The sequence below is a fragment of the Bacillus sp. AFS001701 genome (assembly GCF_002559405.1).
GTDB lineage: Bacteria > Bacillota > Bacilli > Bacillales > Bacillaceae_G > Gottfriedia.
Window position 1 is genome coordinate 1 of the sequence record NZ_NTZO01000250.1, and the last position, 21,550, is coordinate 21,550.

The following is a 21,550-nucleotide window of genomic DNA, read 5'->3' on the forward strand; positions in this document are numbered from 1 at the left end:
CCTGAGTAGCCAGTCAAAATAACAGAAAAAGGTAACGAACTTGGGAAATTTCTTGGGCCTATAAGACAGTGGGCAATTAAAATTTATTTTTAAATAAGTACTTTTATCCGAAATGGAAGGCTGTCGAAAATTATTAATATTATTATTACCTTATTTTCAAAAGTTAAGGTATATTTAAAAATGTGCCTTTATAATTTAACTTATTGAGTACCTCGATAGCTTCATATTAATAGGGCTTTTTAAATAATATTGTTGTTGAATTAATAAAATAAATTATAGTGAAGCCCAAACCCTAATAAGTTATTCAAAAATATAACTGCATTAAATCTTTATTCTATTCCCAAAAATATGAATGCCAAGCTACTTCTAAAAGTTGGCTTGGCATTTTCATAAACTAAATAGTTAAGCTTTAAATCCTTTTCTTTTGAAAAGCAGAAATACTTTCGTACTCGTCTTTTAAAAGTCTAGAAAGTCGAATGTATATAGGAGCTAATTCTTTATATATATCAACACTTTCCATATTCGGTTCATGATAGTGAGTAGCACCTACCATTTCCGAAACTTCATTTAATGTATTAATTTCACCAAGACTATATAAACCCAGTACCGCTGCTCCTAAACAAGAACTTTCAAAACTTTCGGGTACATGCACCTCTTGATGGAAAATATCAGCCATCATTTGTCTCCAAAGTGGTGATCTTGCAAATCCTCCGGTTGCTTGAATTTTCTTCGGCTCGCCTATTAATTCTTTCAATGCAAGAAGAACCGTATACAAATTAAAGATGATACCTTCCAAAACTGCGCGAATAAGATGTTCTTTTTTATGATGCAAGCCCAATCCAAAGAATGATCCCCTTGCATTTGCATCCCATAAAGGAGCCCTCTCCCCTGCTAAATACGGGTGGAATAATAAGCCGTCCGATCCTGGATTCACTTTTTCAGCAATTTCAGTAAGCACTTCATAGGGGTCCTTCCCTAATCGTTTCGCTGTTTCAATCTCTGAAGATCCAAGTTGGTCACGAACCCATCTGAAAATCATGCCGCCGTTGTTGATTGGACCCCCAACTACCCAATGATCTTCGGTTAATGCATAACAAAAGATTCTTCCTTTAGGGTCTGTAACTGGCTGATTTGTCACGGTTCGGATAGCGCCACTTGTCCCTATTGTAACTGCGACTACACCAGGTTCAATCGCATTCACCCCTAAGTTAGATAACACTCCATCACTAGCCCCTACGATAAATGGAGTAGATGGAAGTAAGTTCATCTCTATTGCAAATGATTCATCCAACCCTTTCAAATAATGTGTTGTCGGAACTGGTTTAGATAGCTGTTCTGCAGATACTCCAGCAACATGAAGAGCTTCTTTATCCCATTTCAACGAATTCAAATGAAACATACCTGTTGCTGATGCAATTGAGTAATCGATAACATATTCCTTAAATAGCTTAAAGAATACATATTCCTTAATGGAAATGAACTTAAAAGTACTTGAAAATAAATCTGAATGTTCATTTCGTAGCCAAGTTAGCTTTGAAAGGGGAGACATTGGATGAATAGGTGTCCCGGTTCGAAGATAAATTTCATGACCGTTCATTTCATTTTTAATTTTTTCAGCCCACTGAGAGCTTCGATTGTCCGCCCAAGTGATACATTTCGTTAACGGCTTTCCCTCTTTATTAACCGCAATTACACTATGCATAGCTGAACTAAAAGAAACAAAAAGAATTTCATTAGGATGAACACGGCTTGTTTCTATGACATGCTTAATAGTGTTTATTACTGCTTGAAATATCTCTTCAGGGTCTTGTTCAGCTGTTTCTGGTGTAGGAGAATACAAAGGATATTCAATTCCATGGCTTGTTATAACAGAGCCGTCGACTGAAAATAGTACACTTTTTGTACTGGTTGTTCCAATGTCTACACCTATCATATATTTTGAACTCATTTTCTTCCTCCTTACTAAGGATTTCCTGTACTTCCTAATTAGGGAGAGAAGTCTAAAAGAACTACTCTCCCTAATGTTTAACTATTAAAGATGTGTCACTAAAACTACCACTATAATTCATAATAGTAGTATTGTTTTTAAACAAACAAATTAAGCAATAATACACCACCAAATGCAACAAATGAAAGTATTGTCTCCAACACTGTCCACGTTCTAAAGGTTTCTTTCACAGTTAATCCCAAGTATTCTTTTACCATCCAGAATCCAGCATCATTTACATGTGAGAACATTAATGACCCCGCTCCTGTTGCAATAACAAGCAATTCCAGATTCACCCTTGACATTTGTTGGACAACAGGTGAAACGATACCAGCTGCTGTTGTTAAGGCAACCGTCGCTGATCCTGTCGCAATGCGAATTAATCCAGCTACCAAAAATGCCAAAACAAGCGGAGATAGTGATAAATTTTCGGACATTTGAGCGATTGTAGTACCAACACCACTATCGATAAGTATTTGTTTAAAACCGCCACCGGCACCTATGATTGCAAGGATTGAACCAACGGGTAGCAGGCTTTCTTCTGTAAATTTTTTTATAGCTTTTTTATCCATTCCTTGACGAATTCCAAGAAAGAAGAATGCCGTAAAACTAGCAATTAAAAGCGCAATGATAGGACTGCCAATTAACGTTAGGACTTTCATCAGGTTTGCAGGTAGTGACATATACGGTGCAATAGCTGATAATACCATTAATATTACAGGTAATAAAATAACAAAGAATGAAATGCCTGTTCCAGGTAAGTTTTTGGTCGCAGTATTAATACGAATCAATTCTGGCTCTCCTTCAGGGATCACACGCTTATGAACCCACTTTGCAAATATTGGACCTGCGATGATGGCTGCAGGCAACGCAATGATTAGTGAGTATAATAGCACTTTTCCAAGATCAGCTTTATAGATCCCTATTGCCGCCATTGCCCCTGGATGCGGCGGTACAAGACCATGTACTACGGATAATCCAGTGATGGCAGGTAATGCGATTAATAAAATATTTTGTTTCGATGTTTTATGAATTGACATAACTAAAGGTAATAAAATTAAAATGCCAACTTCAAAGAACACTGGAATTCCGATAATAAAACCAGAAAGTAGCATAGCCCATGGTAAATTCTTTACACCAAAGGATCGTACAAAGAAATTTGCCACTTGCATTCCAGCACCTGTTTCTGCCATCATCTTTCCTAAAATGGTACCTAATGCCAATATTCCGACTAAGTGACCTAAAACATTTCCAACCCCAGTTTCATATGCACTAACGATTTTATCCATTGATAATCCCGCCATAATTGCTAAGAATAAACTCGCAACTGTTAAACTAATAAACGCATGCCATTTCCACCAGGATACTCCCAAAATAACTATCACAATTGCAGCTAATGTAACAAGCAATACATACATATCCACAGTAAATTCCACCTTTCAGAAACACCCTTACCTCAATATAGTGGTGTTTTTGTCTATTTAATATATTTTAATTAAAATGCGTTTTAATTCGGCTTTTTCAGCTTCATATCTTATGCTTCTACTCCTGTTGGTAAAAATCAAATTTGTCAATTTCACAAAATGAAACGAATGGAATAACTCTAAAAGATTATTTTCTAATCAACTAATACCTAATAAATCTTATCTTATCTTAATTATTAATTGCTTGTTTCATGTAGCTAAACACTGTTAATATAGTTTTTATTATTCAATCTCGAATTCGAGATATATTAGAATAAAAATCGAACTATCAAAAATTCTTGGGCCAATTAGTTAATTGACAATAAAAAACACCCTTACCCTGTCTATAATCAGTTAGATAAGGGTGCTTTTATGATGCTTTTATTTATTAATACGTTTTAGTAATTCAGCTTTTTCAGCTTCATAACCAGGTTTACCAAGAAGTGCGAACATATTCTTTTTATATGCTTCAACTCCTGGTTGATCAAATGGGTTTACTCCCATTAATAATCCGCTGATCCCACATGCCTTTTCAAAGAAGTAAACCATTTCTCCAAAAGTAAATTCGTTTAATTTGTCCAACTCTACAGATAGATTTGGCACATTTCCATCTACATGGGCTAAAACGGTACCTTGAAAAGCATTCTTATTGACATAATCCATTGTTTTACCTACAAGATAATTTAATCCATCTAGGTTAGATGCCTCTTCTTCAATAGTAATATCTAGTTTAGGTTCTTTAATTGATACAACTGTTTCAATTAAATCACGACGACCTTCTTGCACATATTGCCCCATTGAATGAAGGTCCGTTGTGAAATCAACGGAAGCAGGGAATAGTCCCTTTTGATCTTTTCCTTCACTTTCTCCAAAAAGTTGTTTCCACCATTCAGATACAAAATGAAGGGACGGTTCAAAGTTCACAAGTAGTTCAATAGATTTCCCTTTACGGTAAAGAGCGTTTCTAACAGCAGCGTACTGATAACTTGGGTTTGTTGCCAGATCTGGATTATTATATTTATCTGCTGCAGCTGCTGCCCCTTCCATCATTTTGTCAATATTTAGACCTGCCGTTGCTATTGGCAATAGTCCAACCGCGGTTAAAACAGAGTATCTTCCTCCGACATCATCTGGAATTACAAATGTTTCATAACCTTCCTCATCGGCAAGTGTTTTTAAAGCTCCTTTTGCATGATCGGTTGTTGCATAAATCCGGTTTCTTGCTTCTTCTTTACCATATTTTTTCTCCATATAATCTCGGAAGATTCTAAAAGCAATAGCGGGCTCTGTAGTAGTACCTGATTTTGAGATAACATTTATGGAAATATCTTTGTCTTTTATCACATCAAGTAAATGGGAGATATATGTTGCACTAATATTTTGACCAGCAAAATATATTTCAGTAGTATTCCCTATTTGGTTATGAAAAGTATGTGAAAGTGCTTCAATTGCTGCTCTTGCTCCAAGATAAGAACCACCTATCCCAATAACAATTAGGGCATCGGAGTTATTGCGAATTCTTTCTGCAGCTACTTTAATTCTTTTAAATTCTTCTTTATCGTAGTCTATTGGCAAGTTGACCCAACCTAGAAAGTCAGCTCCAGGACCTTTCTTTTCGTGAAGCATGTCATGAGCAGTTTTCACAAATTCACTTAGGTTATCCACTTCACTTTGTTGCATAAATGGTAGTGCATTTGAGTAATCAAAAGAAATAGACATTGTTTTATTCTCCTTTTCCTATTTAAATATTTACAAGTCATGTTTACTAGTTTGAACTTTCAATATAAGCATGGTAGAAAGATTCTTAACATGTTAACTACTAATTTTTACTAATATTAAAGAGCATTTTTCCAATCAGCAGCAAATTTTTTAATTCCTTGATCTGTTAATGGATGTTTTGATATTTGCTCAATTACCTTAAATGGAATTGTTGCAATATGAGCTCCAGCCATAGCCACCCGGGTTACATGGTCTGGGTGACGTACAGATGCTGCAATGATTTGTGAATCTATATTTTGGATTCGAAATAATTCAGCGATTCGAGAAACGAGTAGTACGCCATCTTCACTAATATCATCTAAACGTCCTAAGAATGGAGAAACATAGGTAGCCCCTGCTCGTGCAGCTAAAAGGGCTTGATTTACTGAAAAAATAAGAGTAACGTTCGTTTTTACACCTTTTTTTGCAAGATATCGGCAGGCTTCCAATCCTTCTAATGTCATTGGAAGTTTTATTGTAATACTTTTATCTCCACCGTTAATTTTAATAAGTTCATTTGCTTCAGCAATCATTTCATCAGCGGTAATAGCGTTTGGAGATACTTCAGCGGATACAGACTCAACGTCTGGAACCGAATTTAGGATTTCTGCAATACGATCTTCAAATTTTACGCCTTCTTTTACGACTAATGAAGGGTTAGTTGTAACACCTGATAATACTCCGATTTTATACGCTTTTTTTATTTCCTCTAAATTTGCAGTATCGATAAAAAATTTCATGTCGTTTTCCTCCAATTTTTATTGGTGAATTACCTTAATTAGTTTTTTCAACAGCATGTCCGCCAAACTCATTTCTTAACGCTGCTACAACCTTTCCTGTAAAGGTATCATTCTCTAAAGAGCGATAACGCATTAATAATGACATAGCAATAACTGGCGTAGCAGTTTGAAGGTCTAGAGCAGCTTCGACTGTCCACTTCCCTTCACCTGAGGAATGCATGATTCCTTTAATTTCATCCAAACGTGGATATTTTGAAAACGCATTTTCTGTTAATTCCATTAGCCATGAACGGATAACTGACCCATTATTCCACACTCTTGCTACTTTTTCGTAATCATAATCAAATTCACTTTTCTCAAGCACATCAAATCCTTCGCCTATGGCAGCCATCATTGCATACTCTATTCCATTATGAACCATCTTTAGGAAGTGTCCGCTACCTGCTTTACCTGCATATAGGAATCCTTTTTCCACTGCTGTATCTTTAAAAATTGGTTCCACTATTTCCCATGCCTCAGGATCACCGCCGATCATATAACATGCACCATTACGGGCACCTTCCATTCCCCCTGAGGTACCTGCATCCATAAATTTCACACCGAGTTCCTTTAATTCATTATAACGTCTAATAGATTCTTTATAATGAGAATTACCTGCTTCTATAACAATGTCACCTTTATCCAAAAACGGTATGACCTCACCAATTACCATATCAACAACGGTATGTGGTACCATAATCCAAAGGACTCTTGGTTGCTCTAAGGTTTGAACAAGTTCTTTATAGTTAGATACACCAGTAGCTCCAAATTTTTTTATTTCTTCCACAGCACTTGTGTTAACATCGAATGCAACTACTTCATGATTGCTTTCCATTAAATTTTGTCCTAAGTTTAATCCCATTTTTCCTAAACCAATTAATCCAACCTTCATGATGACTGCCTCCAATTTATTGTCTTAATTTTTTCAATTAGTTTTTCATTACTTTTTAAGACTGTTTTAAAACGCTTTTTGAGATTTTGACAACATTTTCAGTTGAAAATCCAAACTGTTTCATAATCGTATTTCCATCTCCTGAAGCACCAAATGTTTTAATGGATACAACCTTTCCATCTAATCCAACAAAGCGTTCCCAACCAAGTGAGATACCCATTTCGATTGCAACACGTTTTGAAATAGTAGAAGGTAAAACAGACTCTTTATATTCTTCTGATTGCTTGCTAAACAATTCCCAACTTGGCATAGCAACTATACGAACAGATATATTTTCTTTTTCAAGTTCTATTTTTGTACTTACAGCCAATGAAACTTCTGACCCTGTAGCAATTAATATCAGGTCTGGGTTTGAATTTGTTTCATTCAGTACATAAGCTCCTTTAGAAATGTTCTCTAAATTCCCCTTTGTTTCGTTATATACTGGCAAGTTCTGACGACTTAGTATCAAAGCAATTGGTCCTTCATTTTGCTGAAGAGCATATGCCCAGGCACTTGCTGTTTCATTTGCGTCAGTTGGTCTTATAACTGTTAGTCCAGGTATTGAGCGAAGTGCTGCTAAGTGTTCAACGGGCTCATGTGTAGGACCGTCTTCTCCCACTGCAATGGAATCATGTGTAAATACATAAACGACTGGTATCTTTGATAAAGCTGCTAGACGGATTGACGGACGAAGATAATCATTAAAAACAAAGAATGTACTAACAAAAGGCTTTACTCCGCCATGATAGGCCATACCATTCGCTGCGGCACCCATGGCATGTTCACGTACACCGAAATAAACATTACGTCCGCTGTATGATTCAACAGCAAAAATTTGTTCTCCTTTAATATCAGTCATAGTAGAATGGGAAAGATCTGCACTTCCGCCAAAAATAGCGGGTACTGACTTCACAAAATGGTTAATTGCTTCCCCACTTGCCACTCGAGTGGAAATCGCCTTACTCGTATCAAAAGTTAAGATATCGTTCATATCAATAGAAACTTTTCCTGCAATAGCATTTTTTAACTGTTCTGCTAATTCCGGAAATGCTTTTTGATATGAATCGAATAATTGCTTCCAAGTTTGTTCTGAATCAATTCCTTTACGTTTTAGTTGATCAAAATGGGCTTTTACTTCTTCTGGAACATAGAAATCCTCTTCATAAAGCCAATTATAGGCTTGTTTAGTTACTTTTGCTTCCTCAGCTCCAAGAGGTGCACCATGTGCCTTATTTGTTCCAGCAACTTTAGGACTTCCAAATCCAATAGTTGTTCTAATTTCAATCAAACTTGGTTGATCAGTATTTTTTGCTAATTTTATTGCATTTGAAATGGCTTCAATGTTATTTCCGTCTTCTACTTTTAAATAGTGCCAGTTAGAAGATTCTGCTCTTTTCTCGATATTTTCGGAGAAAGATACGTTTAATTCGCCATCAAGTGAAATATCATTTGAATCGTACAATACGATCAACTTACCGAGTTTCATATGCCCAGCCATTGACATTGCCTCATAGGAAATACCTTCCATTAAGTCACCGTCTCCTACCAAAGCATAAGTATAATGATCAATAATAGGGTGTCCTTCTTTATTAAATTTTGCTGCTAAATGTGCTTCCGCCATAGCCATTCCTACAGCGTTAGCAATCCCTTGCCCTAATGGTCCGGTCGTCGCTTCTACGCCGGGAGTATGTCCAAATTCAGGATGACCCGGTGTTCTACTGTTTAATTTTCTAAAGTTTTTCAAATCATCAATAGTTACCTTATATCCCGCTAAATGAAGCATACTGTATAACAAACTAGATCCATGTCCGGCAGATAGAACGAATCGGTCACGGTTAAACCATTCTGGATTTTCAGGATTGTGATTTAAATGATGAGCCCATAATGCATAAGTCATAGGTGCTGCACCCATTGGTAAACCAGGATGACCTGAATTTGCCGCATTGATCGCATCAATAGATAATGTTCGAATTGTAGTAACTGCTAAGTTCTCAATGTTTTGTGTCATTTTTTATTCCTCCTGGATATTCAATTATTTCTTAAGAGTCATCTCTTTATTTTCCTTTATTTTTTCATCAAGCCACCATTTAAATCCATTTTCTGCTACTAGAGAATTAGATGCTTCAGTTCCTGATGAACCTGACTGATATTCATTAATGGGCAATAGATTTTCCTTAAATGCATCAAGAATTGGCTGTACCCATTCCCATGACAATTCAACTTCATTCCAATGCGCAAAGAAAGTAGAATCTCCTTTTAAAGCATCGTAAATTAATCTTTCATAAGCTTCGGGCACACCCACCCCTGTTTGTTCACAAGAAAAATTAATTCTGACAGGCTCGATTTCACCGTTTTTCAATGGGTTTTTGCTATTTAATTGTAATGAAACATTTTCATTCGGACTGATTTCAATTATTAACAAATTAGGATCTACGATTTGATTATTATTTTTATAAAGCAGATTTTTAGGATTTTTAAACTCGATTACGATACGAGTTGATTTTTCCTTCATTCGTTTTCCTGTTCGAATATAGAAGGGAACTCCAGTCCAAAATGAATTATCAATCCACAAACGAGCAGCCACAAATGTATCAGTTTGGGAAGATGGGTCTATTCCAGGCTCATTTTTATATCCTGTTACTGGCTGACCATTAATCTCTCCTGAAGTGTATTGACCACGAACAATATGGGATTGAACATCTTCTTTTTTTACCGTACGAAGTGCTTCCATTACCTTCTTTTTTTCATTTCTAATTTCAGCTGCATTTATCTTTTTAGGAAGACTCATAGCAGTCATCATTAGCATCTGCAACATATGATTTTGAAACATATCACGTATTGCTCCAACTTGATCATAATAACCAGCTCTTTCTTCAACCCCAACTGTTTCACTTGCGGTAATTTGAACATTAGCAATATGTTCTTTATTCCATATTGACTGTAAAACTGGGTTCGCAAATTCCAAGGCTTCTAAGTTCTGTACCATAGGCTTCCCTAAGTAATGGTCGATGCGATATATTTCCTCCTCTTTAAATGCACTGCTTAATTTATCATTTAATTCACGGGCAGACTGGAGATCATGACCAAATGGTTTTTCTATCATTAATCGTTTCCATCCATTCGTTACACCAAGTCCACTATTTTTTATGTTTAATGCAATTACGTCAAAAAATTCTGGTGCAACCGAAAGGTAGAACATTCGATTTTCCGTAATATGCAATTCCGCTTCTCTTTGCTTTACCAATTTCAATAAATTCTGATAATCTTCCGTTTGATTTGCATCCAATTGACTATAGCGAAATGCGTCTAAAAATCCTTCCATTGCGCTTGCATCATGTTCTAGACGGCGTGAGAAAGTTAAAATTGATTCTTTTACTTTTTCTTGAAATGTAATATGTGTTAGTTCACCTCTCCCAAGGCCAATAATAGAGATGGGTTGAGGCAATTTTTTATCTAAATATAAGTTGTACAAAGCTGGGTATATTTTCCTTTTAGCTAAATCACCTGTTGAACCAAATAAAACAAAGGTCATTGATTCCAATTTTTAATCCTCCTTGTTTTTTACAAGTATTATCAATCTATTTAATATTTTTAACACTGTTAATTTAATGCTTCATAACTGAATATTTATTTTATTATATGAAGATAATTTTGTTTATCAACTTTAATATTCTTAGATTTATTACTACTATTTATCCATCCCTTAGGAATAGTAGTAACTACCTTAGTCCCAGTACTTAGTCCAACTACAATTCCTTCACCCATAAAATCTAAAGCTTTTTCTCAACTTCTTTTTTTACGTCCAGGCCTTTTTCTTCTTTTTTTAAAGACTTGGAAAGATTTACAAAGAGTAAGTCAGAGACTTGTTCACTTCTTACTGCGACATGAAATACGTCCACCTCAAGGAGTTAAGAATTGGACAGTCAAATATCGTAATTGGTTAAATTCACTGACTTTCGAAAAGCCTTCATTACGAATTGTATTCCAAGAATATTATCATTCTATTTTTGAAGTTGAAGAAAGAATGAAGCGAATTGAAACCCAAATTCATGAAGAAGCACTCGAAAGTGAACATGCACCTGTCATTCAGGCCCTTCAGACATTAAGAGGTATTGCTGAAATTACAGCTGTAACACTTGTTGCTGAAATTGGACAATTCTCTCGTTTTTCAAATCCAAGACAGTTAATGTCATATGCAGGGTTGGTCCCTAAAGAATATTCAAGTGGATCAAATCGTTGGCAAGGATCTATTACTAAGGTTGGTAATTCCCACATTCGACGTGCTTTAGTGGAATGTTCATGGTCTTATCGCCATCGACCATCTCTTAAGGGTGAATTATTGAAAAGACAAATTGGTCAGCCGATTGAAGCACAAAGAATTCCATGGAAAGCACAACACCGTCTCAATTTAAAATACAATCGAATAACTTCTAGAGGTAAAACTGGTAAATTTGCGTTAGTCGCGGTCGCTCGAGAATTGCTTGGATTTATATGGTCAATTAGATGTAGTATCGAAGATGCGAAATTAGATCAACAAAAAGTTGCTTAAAAACTAAACCATATCTAAAATAATTTTATAATAATAGTGTCTATTAATTATTGCAATTTTGGCTCGAAGGCAAATTCGGCAAGGAGTACCCTCTTGTTCAACTATGTACTAGGTATAATAACTGAACGTACGCCGTTAGTCCGAGGCAGCTCCGTAACGGATAAAATGAAATGTGGTAACCAACCCACGCATATCAGACTATATACCACCGTTAATTTTTTTGCCTCCGTGCCAAGGTTTTAAGGGTAGAAATTCTCTATCTTTAAAAATTAAATACTACTTTTCTTAGTTATTTAGAAAGGTATAACACACAGACTTTTCGTTCATATCATTCGACTTTTCTTTTACTTCATATAAAAGAGAAAAGTAAAATAAAAAAAGAACTTTGCTTTGAAAGTTCTTTTTAAAAAAATTCCTTATTATAATTTTATTTTCATTCTATCGAATCCAAAATTCATTTAATAAAATCTTTTCTGTTTGTGGCATTGTAATCCCTATATGCCAACATCCCAATCCAGCTAAATTAAAATCTTTTACTAGATGAAATTTTGCAATTAAACTTCTAGGATCCTCAAACCATACCTCATGCGGTGTCCCGTATTTATCAATATAACGAAAAGCCGGTGCAGAGGCTTCCCTATCATAGTAAACTTGGCTTTCATATTTTTTATACATATTTATTGCATTTTGTGTGGAATATGCAATCCCTTTTTGAATTTCACCAGCAATCGGCCAATCGTATGCATATTGAGGAATTCCAAGTAATAATTTTGACCTTGGAACAACAGTTATAGCATATTGTAACGATTTTTTTACATTTGGTATTGGGGCTATAGGTCCTGATGTACTGCTTGGCCAATGCCAGTTATACGCCATTAAAAACATCTTATCAACATATTTTCCAAATGTTTTATAGTCATAAGCACTATAGTAGCTAGGAATATTATCTGCTTCTTTAGGAGGCATTGCTATTAATAGTTCCATTTTTGAACGATGTAGCGTAACAGATAATTCTTTGACAAATTGTTTAAAGTAAACTCGGTCTGCTGGTTTAACCATTTCTAAATCCAAATTGATTCCTTTAAGAATATTTCTATCTAATAATGTATAGATATTTTTAATTAGTTTTTTACGTAAAATTTTGTTACTTATTAGACTATGTAATAAATTTGGATCAAAACCTTTATCGCTAATATTAGTTAATGTTGCATAGGGGGTTATCCCCCTTTTCCAAGCTTGTTTAATTGCACCATTTTCATTTATCAGATTTCCTTGTTTAGTTGGATGATATTCAAAAATAAAAATACTCGTTAAGGTTTTTTTATAATGGTCCAACATCCAAATATTCGATTTATTATTCTTTGGAATAAAATAAGTCCCAGTCCATATTTTCTTTTTTGATAAAGCTGGAATAAACAATTTTTGCCCAGGAATAATATAGTCATTTGTTAGCTTATTTTTAAATTTCAATTGCTTAACACTGATTGAATTTCTATAAGCAATTTCCCATAATGTTTCATTCTCTCGTACATAATATGATGACCCAGGAATGATCATTGCTTGGCCAATAACTAATTTATCATTTCTTTCTAGTCCATTTAAAATGGCAAAGTTTTTAACATTTAGTTTGTATTGTTTTGAAATTTTATTTAAACTATCTCCTGGTTTAACCTCATAAAAGTTAATATTACCTAATTCTGATCGTTTTACTTTCTCTATTTTAGTCTTTTAAAACTTTGGCCTGGGTGACGTACTGAAGCAGCAATGATTTGTGAATCTAAATTTTGTATTCGAAATAATTCAGCTATTCGAGAAACAAGTTGTACACCATCTTCGCTTATATCATCTAAACGTCCCAAGAATGGAGAAACATAAGTAGCCCCCGCACGTGCAGCTAAAAGTGCTTGATTTACTGTGAAAATAAGAGTAACGTTCGTTTTTACACCTTTATTTGTAAGGTATCGGCAAGTCTCCAATCCTTCTAACGTCATAGGAAGTTTAATTGTAATATTTTTGTCTTCTCCGTTAATTTTTAGAAGTTCATTTGCTTCAGCTGTTAATGCGTTTGGAGATACTTCAGCGATTGAACCAAAATCACATAATTTCTTTTACTTTCACTTTTCTTTTAGTACCTGTGTATCTTCTATGAATAAAATTAGCAATTAATCGAGCTAATAAATTAAATAATAGGACCATAACAATCAACACTGCAGCTGACTTTGCAGCAATTAAGTGAGCGTCTGGAACAATACCTTCAGAATTCAGTTTCCAAATATGAACTGCTAATGTTTCTGCAGGACGAAAAATATTAAATGGATTCATTTGACTATTAATTGGAGCGACCGAATTTAATACTGGAGTTGTTAATCCTGCTGTATAGATTAGCGCTGCTGCTTCACCAAAAATTCTGCCTGCGGATAGAATAATTCCAGTGATGAGTTGTGGAATTGCTGTAGGAATACTAATTTTAACGATCGTTTGCCATTTTGTAGCCCCTAACCCAAAACTACCCTCTTTAATATTTTTTGGAACATCTAGTAGTGCTGTTTCTGATACACGGGTAAGACTTGGTAAATTTAATATTGTAATTGCGAGAGAACCCCCAATTAAAGAATAGCCCCAACCAGTCATTGTAACAAATACAAGTAATCCGAATAATCCAACTACAATTGATGGTAACGAAGCTAAAGTTTCTATACAAAGCCTTACAAAACTTAGAAATTTCCCTGGTTTTGCATATTCTGCCAAATAAATTCCTGATCCTAATCCAAGAGGTATAGAAATAGCCAATGTTAATACTAAAATATAAAATGAATTAAATAATTGAGGACCAATGCCACCCCCGGCTTGCGTATTACTTGGGCTTCCAAATAAAAAGTTTGGGTCCCAAAATCCCCATCCTTTTGAAATGATTTCCCATAGTAGATAAATAAGTAGTAAAACAATTAATAATGAAACGATATAGAGAATGATTGTCCATAATTTATCAATACTTCGAGCATTCATTATCCTTGTCCTCCCTATCTTTTACCTATCAATCGAATAATTAAAATAAAGAAAAATGAAATTAGTAGTAAAATCATTGCCAATGACCATAATGCATTGTTCCATGGGGTTCCATTCATCGTATTCGCCATATCCATTGTTAATATACCAGTTAATGTGACCGTGGGATCAAAGATGCTTTTAGGGAATTGAAGTGTATTACCAATAACCATCTGAACTGCTAAAGCTTCGCCAAAAGCTCTAGCTAAACCTAGTACTACACCAGTCAATACATTAGTGATAGCAGCAGGAACAATAGCTTTACTAATTGCTTGCCACCTAGTGGAACCTAAGCCATATGAAGCCTCTAAATAATCTTTTGGAACTGCTCTAATAGCATCTGAAGCTATACTTGCAATCGTTGGAAGAATCATGATACTCAAGACAATTATTCCTGCAATTAAACTAAAACCAACTCCACCAATATGATTACGAATAATCGGAACTAGAATTGTTACACCTAGAAATCCGTACACAACTGAAGGGATACCTACTAGTATTTCTAAAACAGGTTTTAATATTTTATCTCCAAAAATCGGTGAAATATAATTCATAAAAATAGCTAATGCGATGGCAATTGGTGCTGCAATAATGACTGCCCCAATTGATACCACGATTGAACCAGTAATAAATTTTAATGCTCCAAACCTTGGATTTTGTGCGTCATTTGGGCTCCAATCAGGAGAAAATAACATTTCAAATAATGAAATATTGCTTTGAATAAATGATTGTATTCCTTTACTTACAATAAAAATAATAATCAAAATCGTGGTAAGTACCATTAAAATACCGCAAAAGGTTACTAATGTTCTTCCTAAGTATTCATTTGCAAAGTAATTTTTTTTTCTTGTTTTCATAAATAACTCCTAATAATAATTTAAGTGCTAATAAGGGTGCCTAATCAAACTTAATTTGAAATAGAACACCCTTTAGAGTTAGATCATTATTTTAAATTACCCATTTTAGACATCGGTATATATCCCATTTCTTCGACTTTCGCCGAAAAATCATCGCCTTTAACAAATTCTATATAACTTTTACCTGGGTCCTTTAAATCACCTTTTGTAATCATGTACTCATATGAGTAAAATGGATATTTTCCAGATGTAATATTATCAATTGAAGAATCATTTCCATCGATTTGAACAATTGTTAAAGCATTCTTTTTATCTCCAACCAGATATGAATTTGCTAAATAAGAAATCGTCCCTGGAGTACTATTAATTGCTTGTTCTACAGCTCCATTTGAATCTTGAACTGTACCAACTGAATCGTTTATTTTCACACCACTCATAACTGTTTTTTCGAAAGCTGCTCTTGTCCCAGAAGCAGCTGGACGATTTATCACATTTATTTTCTCGTCCTTGCCTCCAACATATTTCCAATTTGTGATTGCCCCTGAGAAGATATCTTGAATTTGTTTTAACGTTAATGAAGTAACAGTAACACCTTTATTAACAATAATGGAATAACCAATACCTGCAACTTTTGTTTCAACTAAATCCTTTGCAAGCGCTGGGTCACTAAGTTTTTCAGCAGCTGGTACATCTGAATTCCCAATTTGAACTGCTCCAGATGTTACTTGGTTCACCCCAGTTCCACTTCCTCCACCTTGTATAGTAATCGAAACACTTGGATTATGACTCATGAATTCTGTAGCAGCTTCCTCAGCTAAAGGTTGCAATGCAGTTGAACCAGCCGCTGTAATTGTACCACTTAATTTTCCGCCACCAGTTTGATTCTTTTTATTCGTATTTTTTTGAGTGTTACATCCTACTAAAACGACTGCTACTAAAAAAAATGTAAATATCAGTTTAATACTACGTTTCATAACATACCTCCAAAAAGCAATTAGTTAACTTTCAAAGCGTTGCACTATTTACAAAAAATAGTTTGTGTCAAATAAAAATTGCTATTCAATGTAGATTCATTCACTCTAGATTCTTTTATTTTTCAAAATTTTTATAGTTTCATCGTTATTGGTTTAAAAAATAATGTTTACCTTTTACAAGATAATAAATATTTTCAGCAATATTTGTTGCATAGTCTGCAATTCTTTCTAGATATCTGCAAATAAATGCCATTTGCATTAAATTTGTAACGTGATCGGGTGAATCGGCGATACTATTCATTAAAAATTTAACAGTTTCTCCATATAAATCATCTACTTGATCATCAATTTCACCAATTTCTTTAGCCGCATGTAAATCCTCTGATCGATAAGCATCCACTGCTCTTGATAACATATCAATTCCTAGTTCATGCATTTTTTCAATATTTTCTAATGGTAAATTTTCTTGTCGATCACGTATCCTAATCGTCGATTTCGCAATATTTACAGCATAATCGGCTACTCGTTCAAGGTCATGTGAAATTTTTATAGCTGTTAAATTCCTTCTTAAGTCTACAGCAACAGGTTGTTGTCTAGTAATGATTACAACGATTAATTCATTTATCTCTTCTTCTAGTTTATTAATACGATCATCTTCATCAATTACTTCTAAAGCTTTTTCAATATCTTCAGCTCGAAATGCATCCATACTTTTAATTACAGCCTTTTTTGTTTTCTCAGCTAATTCGATGATTAACTCTTGCAAGGTTCTTAAATCTTCTTCAAATTTATGTCTCATAAATAATCACCTCCTAATCCTTCTATTAACCGAAACGTCCAGTGATATAATCCTCTGTACGTTTATCTTTTGGTGTAGAAAATAATTTATTCGTATCAGAGTATTCAACTACTTCACCACTTAAGAAAAATGCAGTTCGATCAGATACTCGAGCTGCTTGTTGCATATTGTGAGTAACGATAATAATACTGAATTCTTTTTTCAGATTATGAATAAGCTCTTCTACTTTTAATGTAGATATAGGGTCTAATGCAGATGTGGGCTCATCCATTAAAATAACGTCTGGTTCAATTGCTAAACATCGTGCTATACATAATCGTTGTTGCTGACCTCCTGAAAGACCAAAAGCATTTTCATGTATACGATCCTTCACTTCTTCCCAAATCGCAGCACCCTTTAAACTTTTTTCAACTATTTGATTTAACTCTTTTTTATCTTTAATACCTTGAATTTTTGGTCCATAAGCTACATTTTCCCAAATCGATTTAGGAAAGACATTTGGTTTTTGAAATACCATACCAACATGGGTTCGTAATTCTTCAACGGGATAATTTTTATCAAAAATATTTTGATCACGATATAAAATACTACCCTCAGTTCTAACGGTTGGTACTAATTCAACCATTCTATTTAAAGTTTTTAAATAGGTGGATTTACCACAACCACTAGGTCCGATTATTGCTGTCACTTCATTTTCATAAATACTTAAATTGATATCTTTTAACGCTTTATCTTGACCATACCAAAGAGATAAATTCTGTGTATCATAAACAATAGATGTTTTAAAATTAGACTGTTCTTCAATGTTATCTTTAAGATCATTATTTTCTTTAATCATTGTATTAATCATTTATCTCGATACCCTTCTATTTAAAGTTTAATCACTATTCTTAATCCAACTCTTAATTTACAAATCGCCTCCAGTCACTAATGTCCCTTATTTTTTACTAAATTGTCTACTTACTTCTTGCTTAACAAGCGTCAATTCAATTCTACAAACCTATAAATATTAATATTAGTTAGATTCCCCTATTAACGAAGTAACATACTAGTCAGAATTGTAAAGAAAAACTCACTATTTGTAACAGGAAGCACAAAGAGGCAGCGCCATATTCGTGCAAGCTACCAATTCATTTTACAACCATTATCCTTAAATAATAGGAACATCCGGTACTAGAAAGTGTCCATGGATTTAATTCATTTCCTTCCCTACTTTCATCAAATTCCATATATGCTAAACAAAAATATGGACCAGAAATCTGGTCCATATCAAATCTTGATATTTAGGTACTTTATGAGGATTTTGTATATCTTCAAATCGGAATACTTGGTCAACAATAGCTTTAATTTTGTTCTGATCGAATAACGGCATTGCTTTTTGAACAAATTCTTTTGTTAATTCTTTTTTATACTCATCGCTTCTAGGAGTTATTAGCGTAGCTTTTAATTGAACTCTCTTTTGAAGAATTTCCATTAAATTCACTTTGTTAACTTCAGACCCACCTAAAATGCCAATCATGATCCAACGCCCATCGGTTTTTAAACTCTTTAGATTTTTCTCCCAGTAGGATGCCCCAATAAAATCTAGAATCACATCTACTCCTTGGTTATTTGTAGCTTTTAAGACTTCTTCTTTAAAGGATTGTTCTTTAATTGATGCAAACATCTGCTCCTAATGAACGGCAGAAATCAAATTTATCTTGTGAGCCAGCCGTGGTAATGACTTTTGCTTGAGTCATTTGTTTTACTAATTGTATTGCTGCAGTACCTACACCACTTCCTCCTGCATGGATCAATACAGTATCTTGATCAGTTAATTCACCAAACCAAAACAGAGTTTGATAAGCTGTCAAGAATTATTCATCTACTTTAATATTTAATTGAATTAAGAGTTGTATTTTCAGTAAAAATTTGAACTGCTGAGCTTGTACCAATTCTGGTTGCACCTGCTTCAACCATAGCTTTTATATCCTCTATACTACGAACACCACCAGACGCTTTTACTCCAACCGATTCTCCAACTGTTTCTCGCATTAAGGCAACATCTTTAAGTGTTGCTCCATGTAAAGAAAAGCCAGTCGATGTTTTTACATAGTCAGCCCCTGCTTTTACTGATAGTTCACATGCTAATTGTATTTCTTTATCTGTTAAAAGACACGCTTCTATAATCACTTTGACCAAAGCTTTTCCGCTTGCAGCTTCCACTACAGCGTTAATATCTTTTTCGACTAGATCATAATTTTCACTTTTCAAGGCACCAATATTTATAACCATATCGACTTCTGTAGCCCCATTTTCAATCGCATTTTTCGTTTCAAATACTTTTGTTTCGATTGTATTAGCACCTAATGGAAATCCGATAACAGTACATACGTTAACATCAGATTGTCTCACGAGTTTTGAGGCTAATTTTACCCAAGTAGGGTTTACAACTACTGAAGCAAATCCGTATTCCATCGCTTCATTACATAACTTAATAATGGCTACATCATCAGTCTCTGGCGATAATAATGTGTGATCAATAATATTTGTATATTCCATGTTTTACTCCACCTTATCAATTATTTTGTGTTTAACTCTGTGCTGATTTGATTGAATCTGCCAAATTTTATATCGACTTCATTTTTTTAGTATGTTAGAAAGTGAAAGATAATTGTGAATCAATTCACTCGATAATAGATCTTATACCGTTATGAATTCGTGGATTGTTTCCACCTATTCATTATAAAAAATCTGTAAAAATTTAAACCATCCATTGTAGTACTTTTTACCCCATCCACTTAAAAAATGAATTAAAAAGGCATCATAATTAGTACATGATTCCTAGTTCAGATAGATTTAAGTGCTTTAGAAAATCTTTTTATCCCTTCATCTATTGACTCTTCGTCTTCTCTTGCAAAGGTAAAACGAACAAACCCTTTTTTAGACCCCATTGTTAAACCCGGTGCAAAGATTACCCCTCTTTTAATTGATTCTTCTAGTAATTGTACTTCATTAACTTCTTTTTTTAATTTGCACCAGATATGGATACCTCCTTGTGGCTGAGTAAATTCTACCTGATCCATTAAATAAAATTGAAGACTTTTGACAATTTGATTTCTTCTTTTTTCTAGTTGCTTCACTAAATTTTTAATATGCAAATGAAAATCTTCAGCTTCTAAAAAGTCATTTGCAATCCACTGTGTAAATCCAGAGTGACCAAAATCTATTTGTTGTTTAGCATCAGATAATCTCTCAATTACAGGCTTTGGACCAATAATCCAACCAATTCTTAATCCAGAAGCCACAATCTTTGACAATGAACTTATATATAATACATTTCCATTTTCATCTAGTGATTTTAATGTAGAGATCGTTTCTCCATTAAAAGACGTTAAACTATACGGATCATCTTCAATGACAGGAATTCCAAGTTCTGAAGATATATCTAATATAGTCTTACGACGTTCAAGACTAAGATTGGTACCGGTTGGATTTTGAAAGGTTGGATTTAAGAATAGCATTCTGATTCGATGTTTTTTATGTAATTCGATTATATCGGCTGGGTTAACTCCATTATCATTTACCGGTAATAAATAGGTCTTAACCCCCGCTGATTTAAAAATCGGTAGATTGTATGCATATGAAGGGTCTTCAATAGCTACTGAATCTCCAGGGTTTAGCAAACATTGAACAACTAAATATAAAGCTTGTTGAGCACCTGATGTGATTAAAATTGAAGAAGATTCCGTTTCAATTTTTCGATATTGTTTAACATGCTTTGCAATCGTTTCTCTTAATATTTTGTACCCTTGTGGATGATCATATCCAAGACTTCCAATAAATGATCTAGTTGAAGTAATTTCTCTTAATGATTTAATTGGAAAAAGATCTTCTGACAACTCTCCACTTGCTAAATTAATTAGCTTATCTTCTGCTGTCTTTTGACGAATTCTTTGAGTTACAGGCAAGTTTGGTAAAAAAGAGCCAGCTTCAACATATCTGTTCCAACTTGGTATTCTCTTCTTAGTAATTCCCCAAATATCTTTACTGATTGTTGTTCCGCTTCCTCTATTTCTTTCAATAAGCCCATTTGATTCCAATTCATCATAAGCAGCAACTACTGTGCTTCGATTAATGTTAAATTCTTTTGCTAAATGCCTTTCGGAAGGAAGGGGTTTATCAAGTGGAAAAGTACCGTTAACGATTCCTTCTTCGATGTATTCGGCAAGTTGTTTATAGATAGCTTTTTTCGCTTCACGATCAGGTTTCCATTCCATTGACAATATTCCTCGCAATTTACAAAAATTTATCTTTAATTCTTATTTTTAAACTCCTATGTTATCTATTTTAACGAATTAATAATAATAAAATAATTCATCTATTATAGATTAAATCGCTTCTTACCTACTCATCCAATTATCCA

The 21,550-nt window shown here is 34.2% G+C and carries 18 protein-coding genes and 1 pseudogene; 1 reads left to right on the top strand and 18 read right to left on the bottom strand.

The features are described 5' to 3' along the window. Positions 1 to 409: 409 nt before the first annotated feature. The 7 genes from gntK to zwf all read right to left on the bottom strand — a co-directional run bounded on the left by gntK (position 410) and on the right by zwf (position 10,462). Positions 410 to 1,933, bottom strand: coding sequence for a gluconokinase (gntK, locus tag CN514_RS16585; RefSeq protein WP_141529400.1), 1,524 nt, complete (start codon positions 1,931 to 1,933; stop codon positions 410 to 412). 152 nt (positions 1,934 to 2,085) lie between these two features. Beyond that, the gene (locus tag CN514_RS16590) at positions 2,086 to 3,411 is read right to left on the bottom strand and encodes a GntT/GntP/DsdX family permease (RefSeq protein ID WP_098233541.1); all 1,326 of its coding nucleotides are present in this window, start codon (positions 3,409 to 3,411) and stop codon (positions 2,086 to 2,088) included. 420 nt (positions 3,412 to 3,831) lie between these two features. Then, positions 3,832 to 5,169 carry a glucose-6-phosphate isomerase gene (locus CN514_RS16595; RefSeq protein ID WP_098233542.1) on the bottom strand — a complete coding sequence of 446 codons (1,338 nt, stop codon included), beginning with the start codon at positions 5,167 to 5,169 and terminating at the stop codon, positions 3,832 to 3,834. A gap of 116 nt (positions 5,170 to 5,285) precedes the next feature. Next, positions 5,286 to 5,948, bottom strand: a complete 663-nt coding sequence (fsa, locus tag CN514_RS16600; protein WP_098233543.1) for a fructose-6-phosphate aldolase — start codon at positions 5,946 to 5,948, stop codon at positions 5,286 to 5,288. 34 nt (positions 5,949 to 5,982) lie between these two features. Next, entirely contained in the window at positions 5,983 to 6,879 is an 897-nt protein-coding gene (gene gnd, locus CN514_RS16605) for a phosphogluconate dehydrogenase (NAD(+)-dependent, decarboxylating) (RefSeq protein ID WP_098233544.1), read from the bottom strand. 55 nt (positions 6,880 to 6,934) lie between these two features. Beyond that, a complete protein-coding gene (gene tkt, locus CN514_RS16610) occupies positions 6,935 to 8,929 on the bottom strand; it encodes a transketolase (protein WP_098233545.1) in 1,995 nt (664 codons plus the stop codon). A gap of 24 nt (positions 8,930 to 8,953) precedes the next feature. Beyond that, positions 8,954 to 10,462: a glucose-6-phosphate dehydrogenase gene (zwf, locus tag CN514_RS16615; RefSeq protein ID WP_098233546.1), complete on the bottom strand. Its 1,509-nt coding sequence runs from the start codon at positions 10,460 to 10,462 to the stop codon at positions 8,954 to 8,956. A gap of 222 nt (positions 10,463 to 10,684) precedes the next feature. Here zwf and CN514_RS25350 point away from each other — a divergent pair, with 222 nt between their 5' ends. Then, entirely contained in the window at positions 10,685 to 11,470 is a 786-nt protein-coding gene (locus tag CN514_RS25350; RefSeq protein WP_286141726.1) for an IS110 family RNA-guided transposase, read from the top strand. A 438-nt stretch (positions 11,471 to 11,908) separates the two neighbouring features. On the opposite strand, the gene CN514_RS16625 is transcribed toward CN514_RS25350, so the two are convergent. From CN514_RS16625 to pdxR, 11 genes and pseudogenes are all read right to left on the bottom strand, one after another. Next, entirely contained in the window at positions 11,909 to 13,027 is a 1,119-nt protein-coding gene (locus CN514_RS16625; protein ID WP_098233548.1) for a glycosyl hydrolase family 18 protein, read from the bottom strand. A gap of 185 nt (positions 13,028 to 13,212) precedes the next feature. Next, positions 13,213 to 13,551, bottom strand: a pseudogene (locus CN514_RS16630) (transaldolase family protein); the annotation flags it as partial. Positions 13,552 to 13,564: 13 nt separating this feature from the next. Beyond that, positions 13,565 to 14,476, bottom strand: a complete 912-nt coding sequence (gene pstA / locus CN514_RS16635) for a phosphate ABC transporter permease PstA (protein WP_098233550.1) — start codon at positions 14,474 to 14,476, stop codon at positions 13,565 to 13,567. Positions 14,477 to 14,490: 14 nt separating this feature from the next. Further along, positions 14,491 to 15,372, bottom strand: coding sequence for a phosphate ABC transporter permease subunit PstC (gene pstC, locus CN514_RS16640; RefSeq protein ID WP_098233551.1), 882 nt, complete (start codon positions 15,370 to 15,372; stop codon positions 14,491 to 14,493). 86 nt (positions 15,373 to 15,458) lie between these two features. Beyond that, on the bottom strand, positions 15,459 to 16,346 hold the full coding sequence (locus CN514_RS16645; RefSeq protein WP_098233552.1) for a phosphate ABC transporter substrate-binding protein PstS family protein: 888 nt from the start codon (positions 16,344 to 16,346) through the stop codon (positions 15,459 to 15,461). A 145-nt stretch (positions 16,347 to 16,491) separates the two neighbouring features. Further along, positions 16,492 to 17,145 (bottom strand): phosphate signaling complex protein PhoU, encoded by a 654-nt coding sequence (gene phoU, locus CN514_RS16650; protein ID WP_098233553.1) that lies wholly within the window; start codon positions 17,143 to 17,145, stop codon positions 16,492 to 16,494. Positions 17,146 to 17,170: 25 nt separating this feature from the next. Then, positions 17,171 to 17,995, bottom strand: a complete 825-nt coding sequence (pstB, locus tag CN514_RS16655) for a phosphate ABC transporter ATP-binding protein PstB (protein ID WP_098233554.1) — start codon at positions 17,993 to 17,995, stop codon at positions 17,171 to 17,173. 384 nt (positions 17,996 to 18,379) lie between these two features. Continuing rightward, the gene (locus CN514_RS16660; RefSeq protein WP_435817634.1) at positions 18,380 to 18,811 is read right to left on the bottom strand and encodes a zinc-binding dehydrogenase; all 432 of its coding nucleotides are present in this window, start codon (positions 18,809 to 18,811) and stop codon (positions 18,380 to 18,382) included. Beyond that, positions 18,795 to 18,998, bottom strand: a complete 204-nt coding sequence (locus CN514_RS27025; RefSeq protein ID WP_435817633.1) for a zinc-binding dehydrogenase — start codon at positions 18,996 to 18,998, stop codon at positions 18,795 to 18,797. The genes CN514_RS16660 and CN514_RS27025 overlap by 17 nt, the downstream gene beginning before the upstream one ends. 16 nt (positions 18,999 to 19,014) lie before the next feature. Continuing rightward, positions 19,015 to 19,686 (bottom strand): deoxyribose-phosphate aldolase, encoded by a 672-nt coding sequence (gene deoC / locus CN514_RS16665; protein ID WP_098233555.1) that lies wholly within the window; start codon positions 19,684 to 19,686, stop codon positions 19,015 to 19,017. A 287-nt stretch (positions 19,687 to 19,973) separates the two neighbouring features. Beyond that, a complete protein-coding gene (gene pdxR / locus CN514_RS16670) occupies positions 19,974 to 21,404 on the bottom strand; it encodes a MocR-like pyridoxine biosynthesis transcription factor PdxR (protein ID WP_098233556.1) in 1,431 nt (476 codons plus the stop codon). Between the last annotated feature and the right edge of the window lie 146 nt (positions 21,405 to 21,550).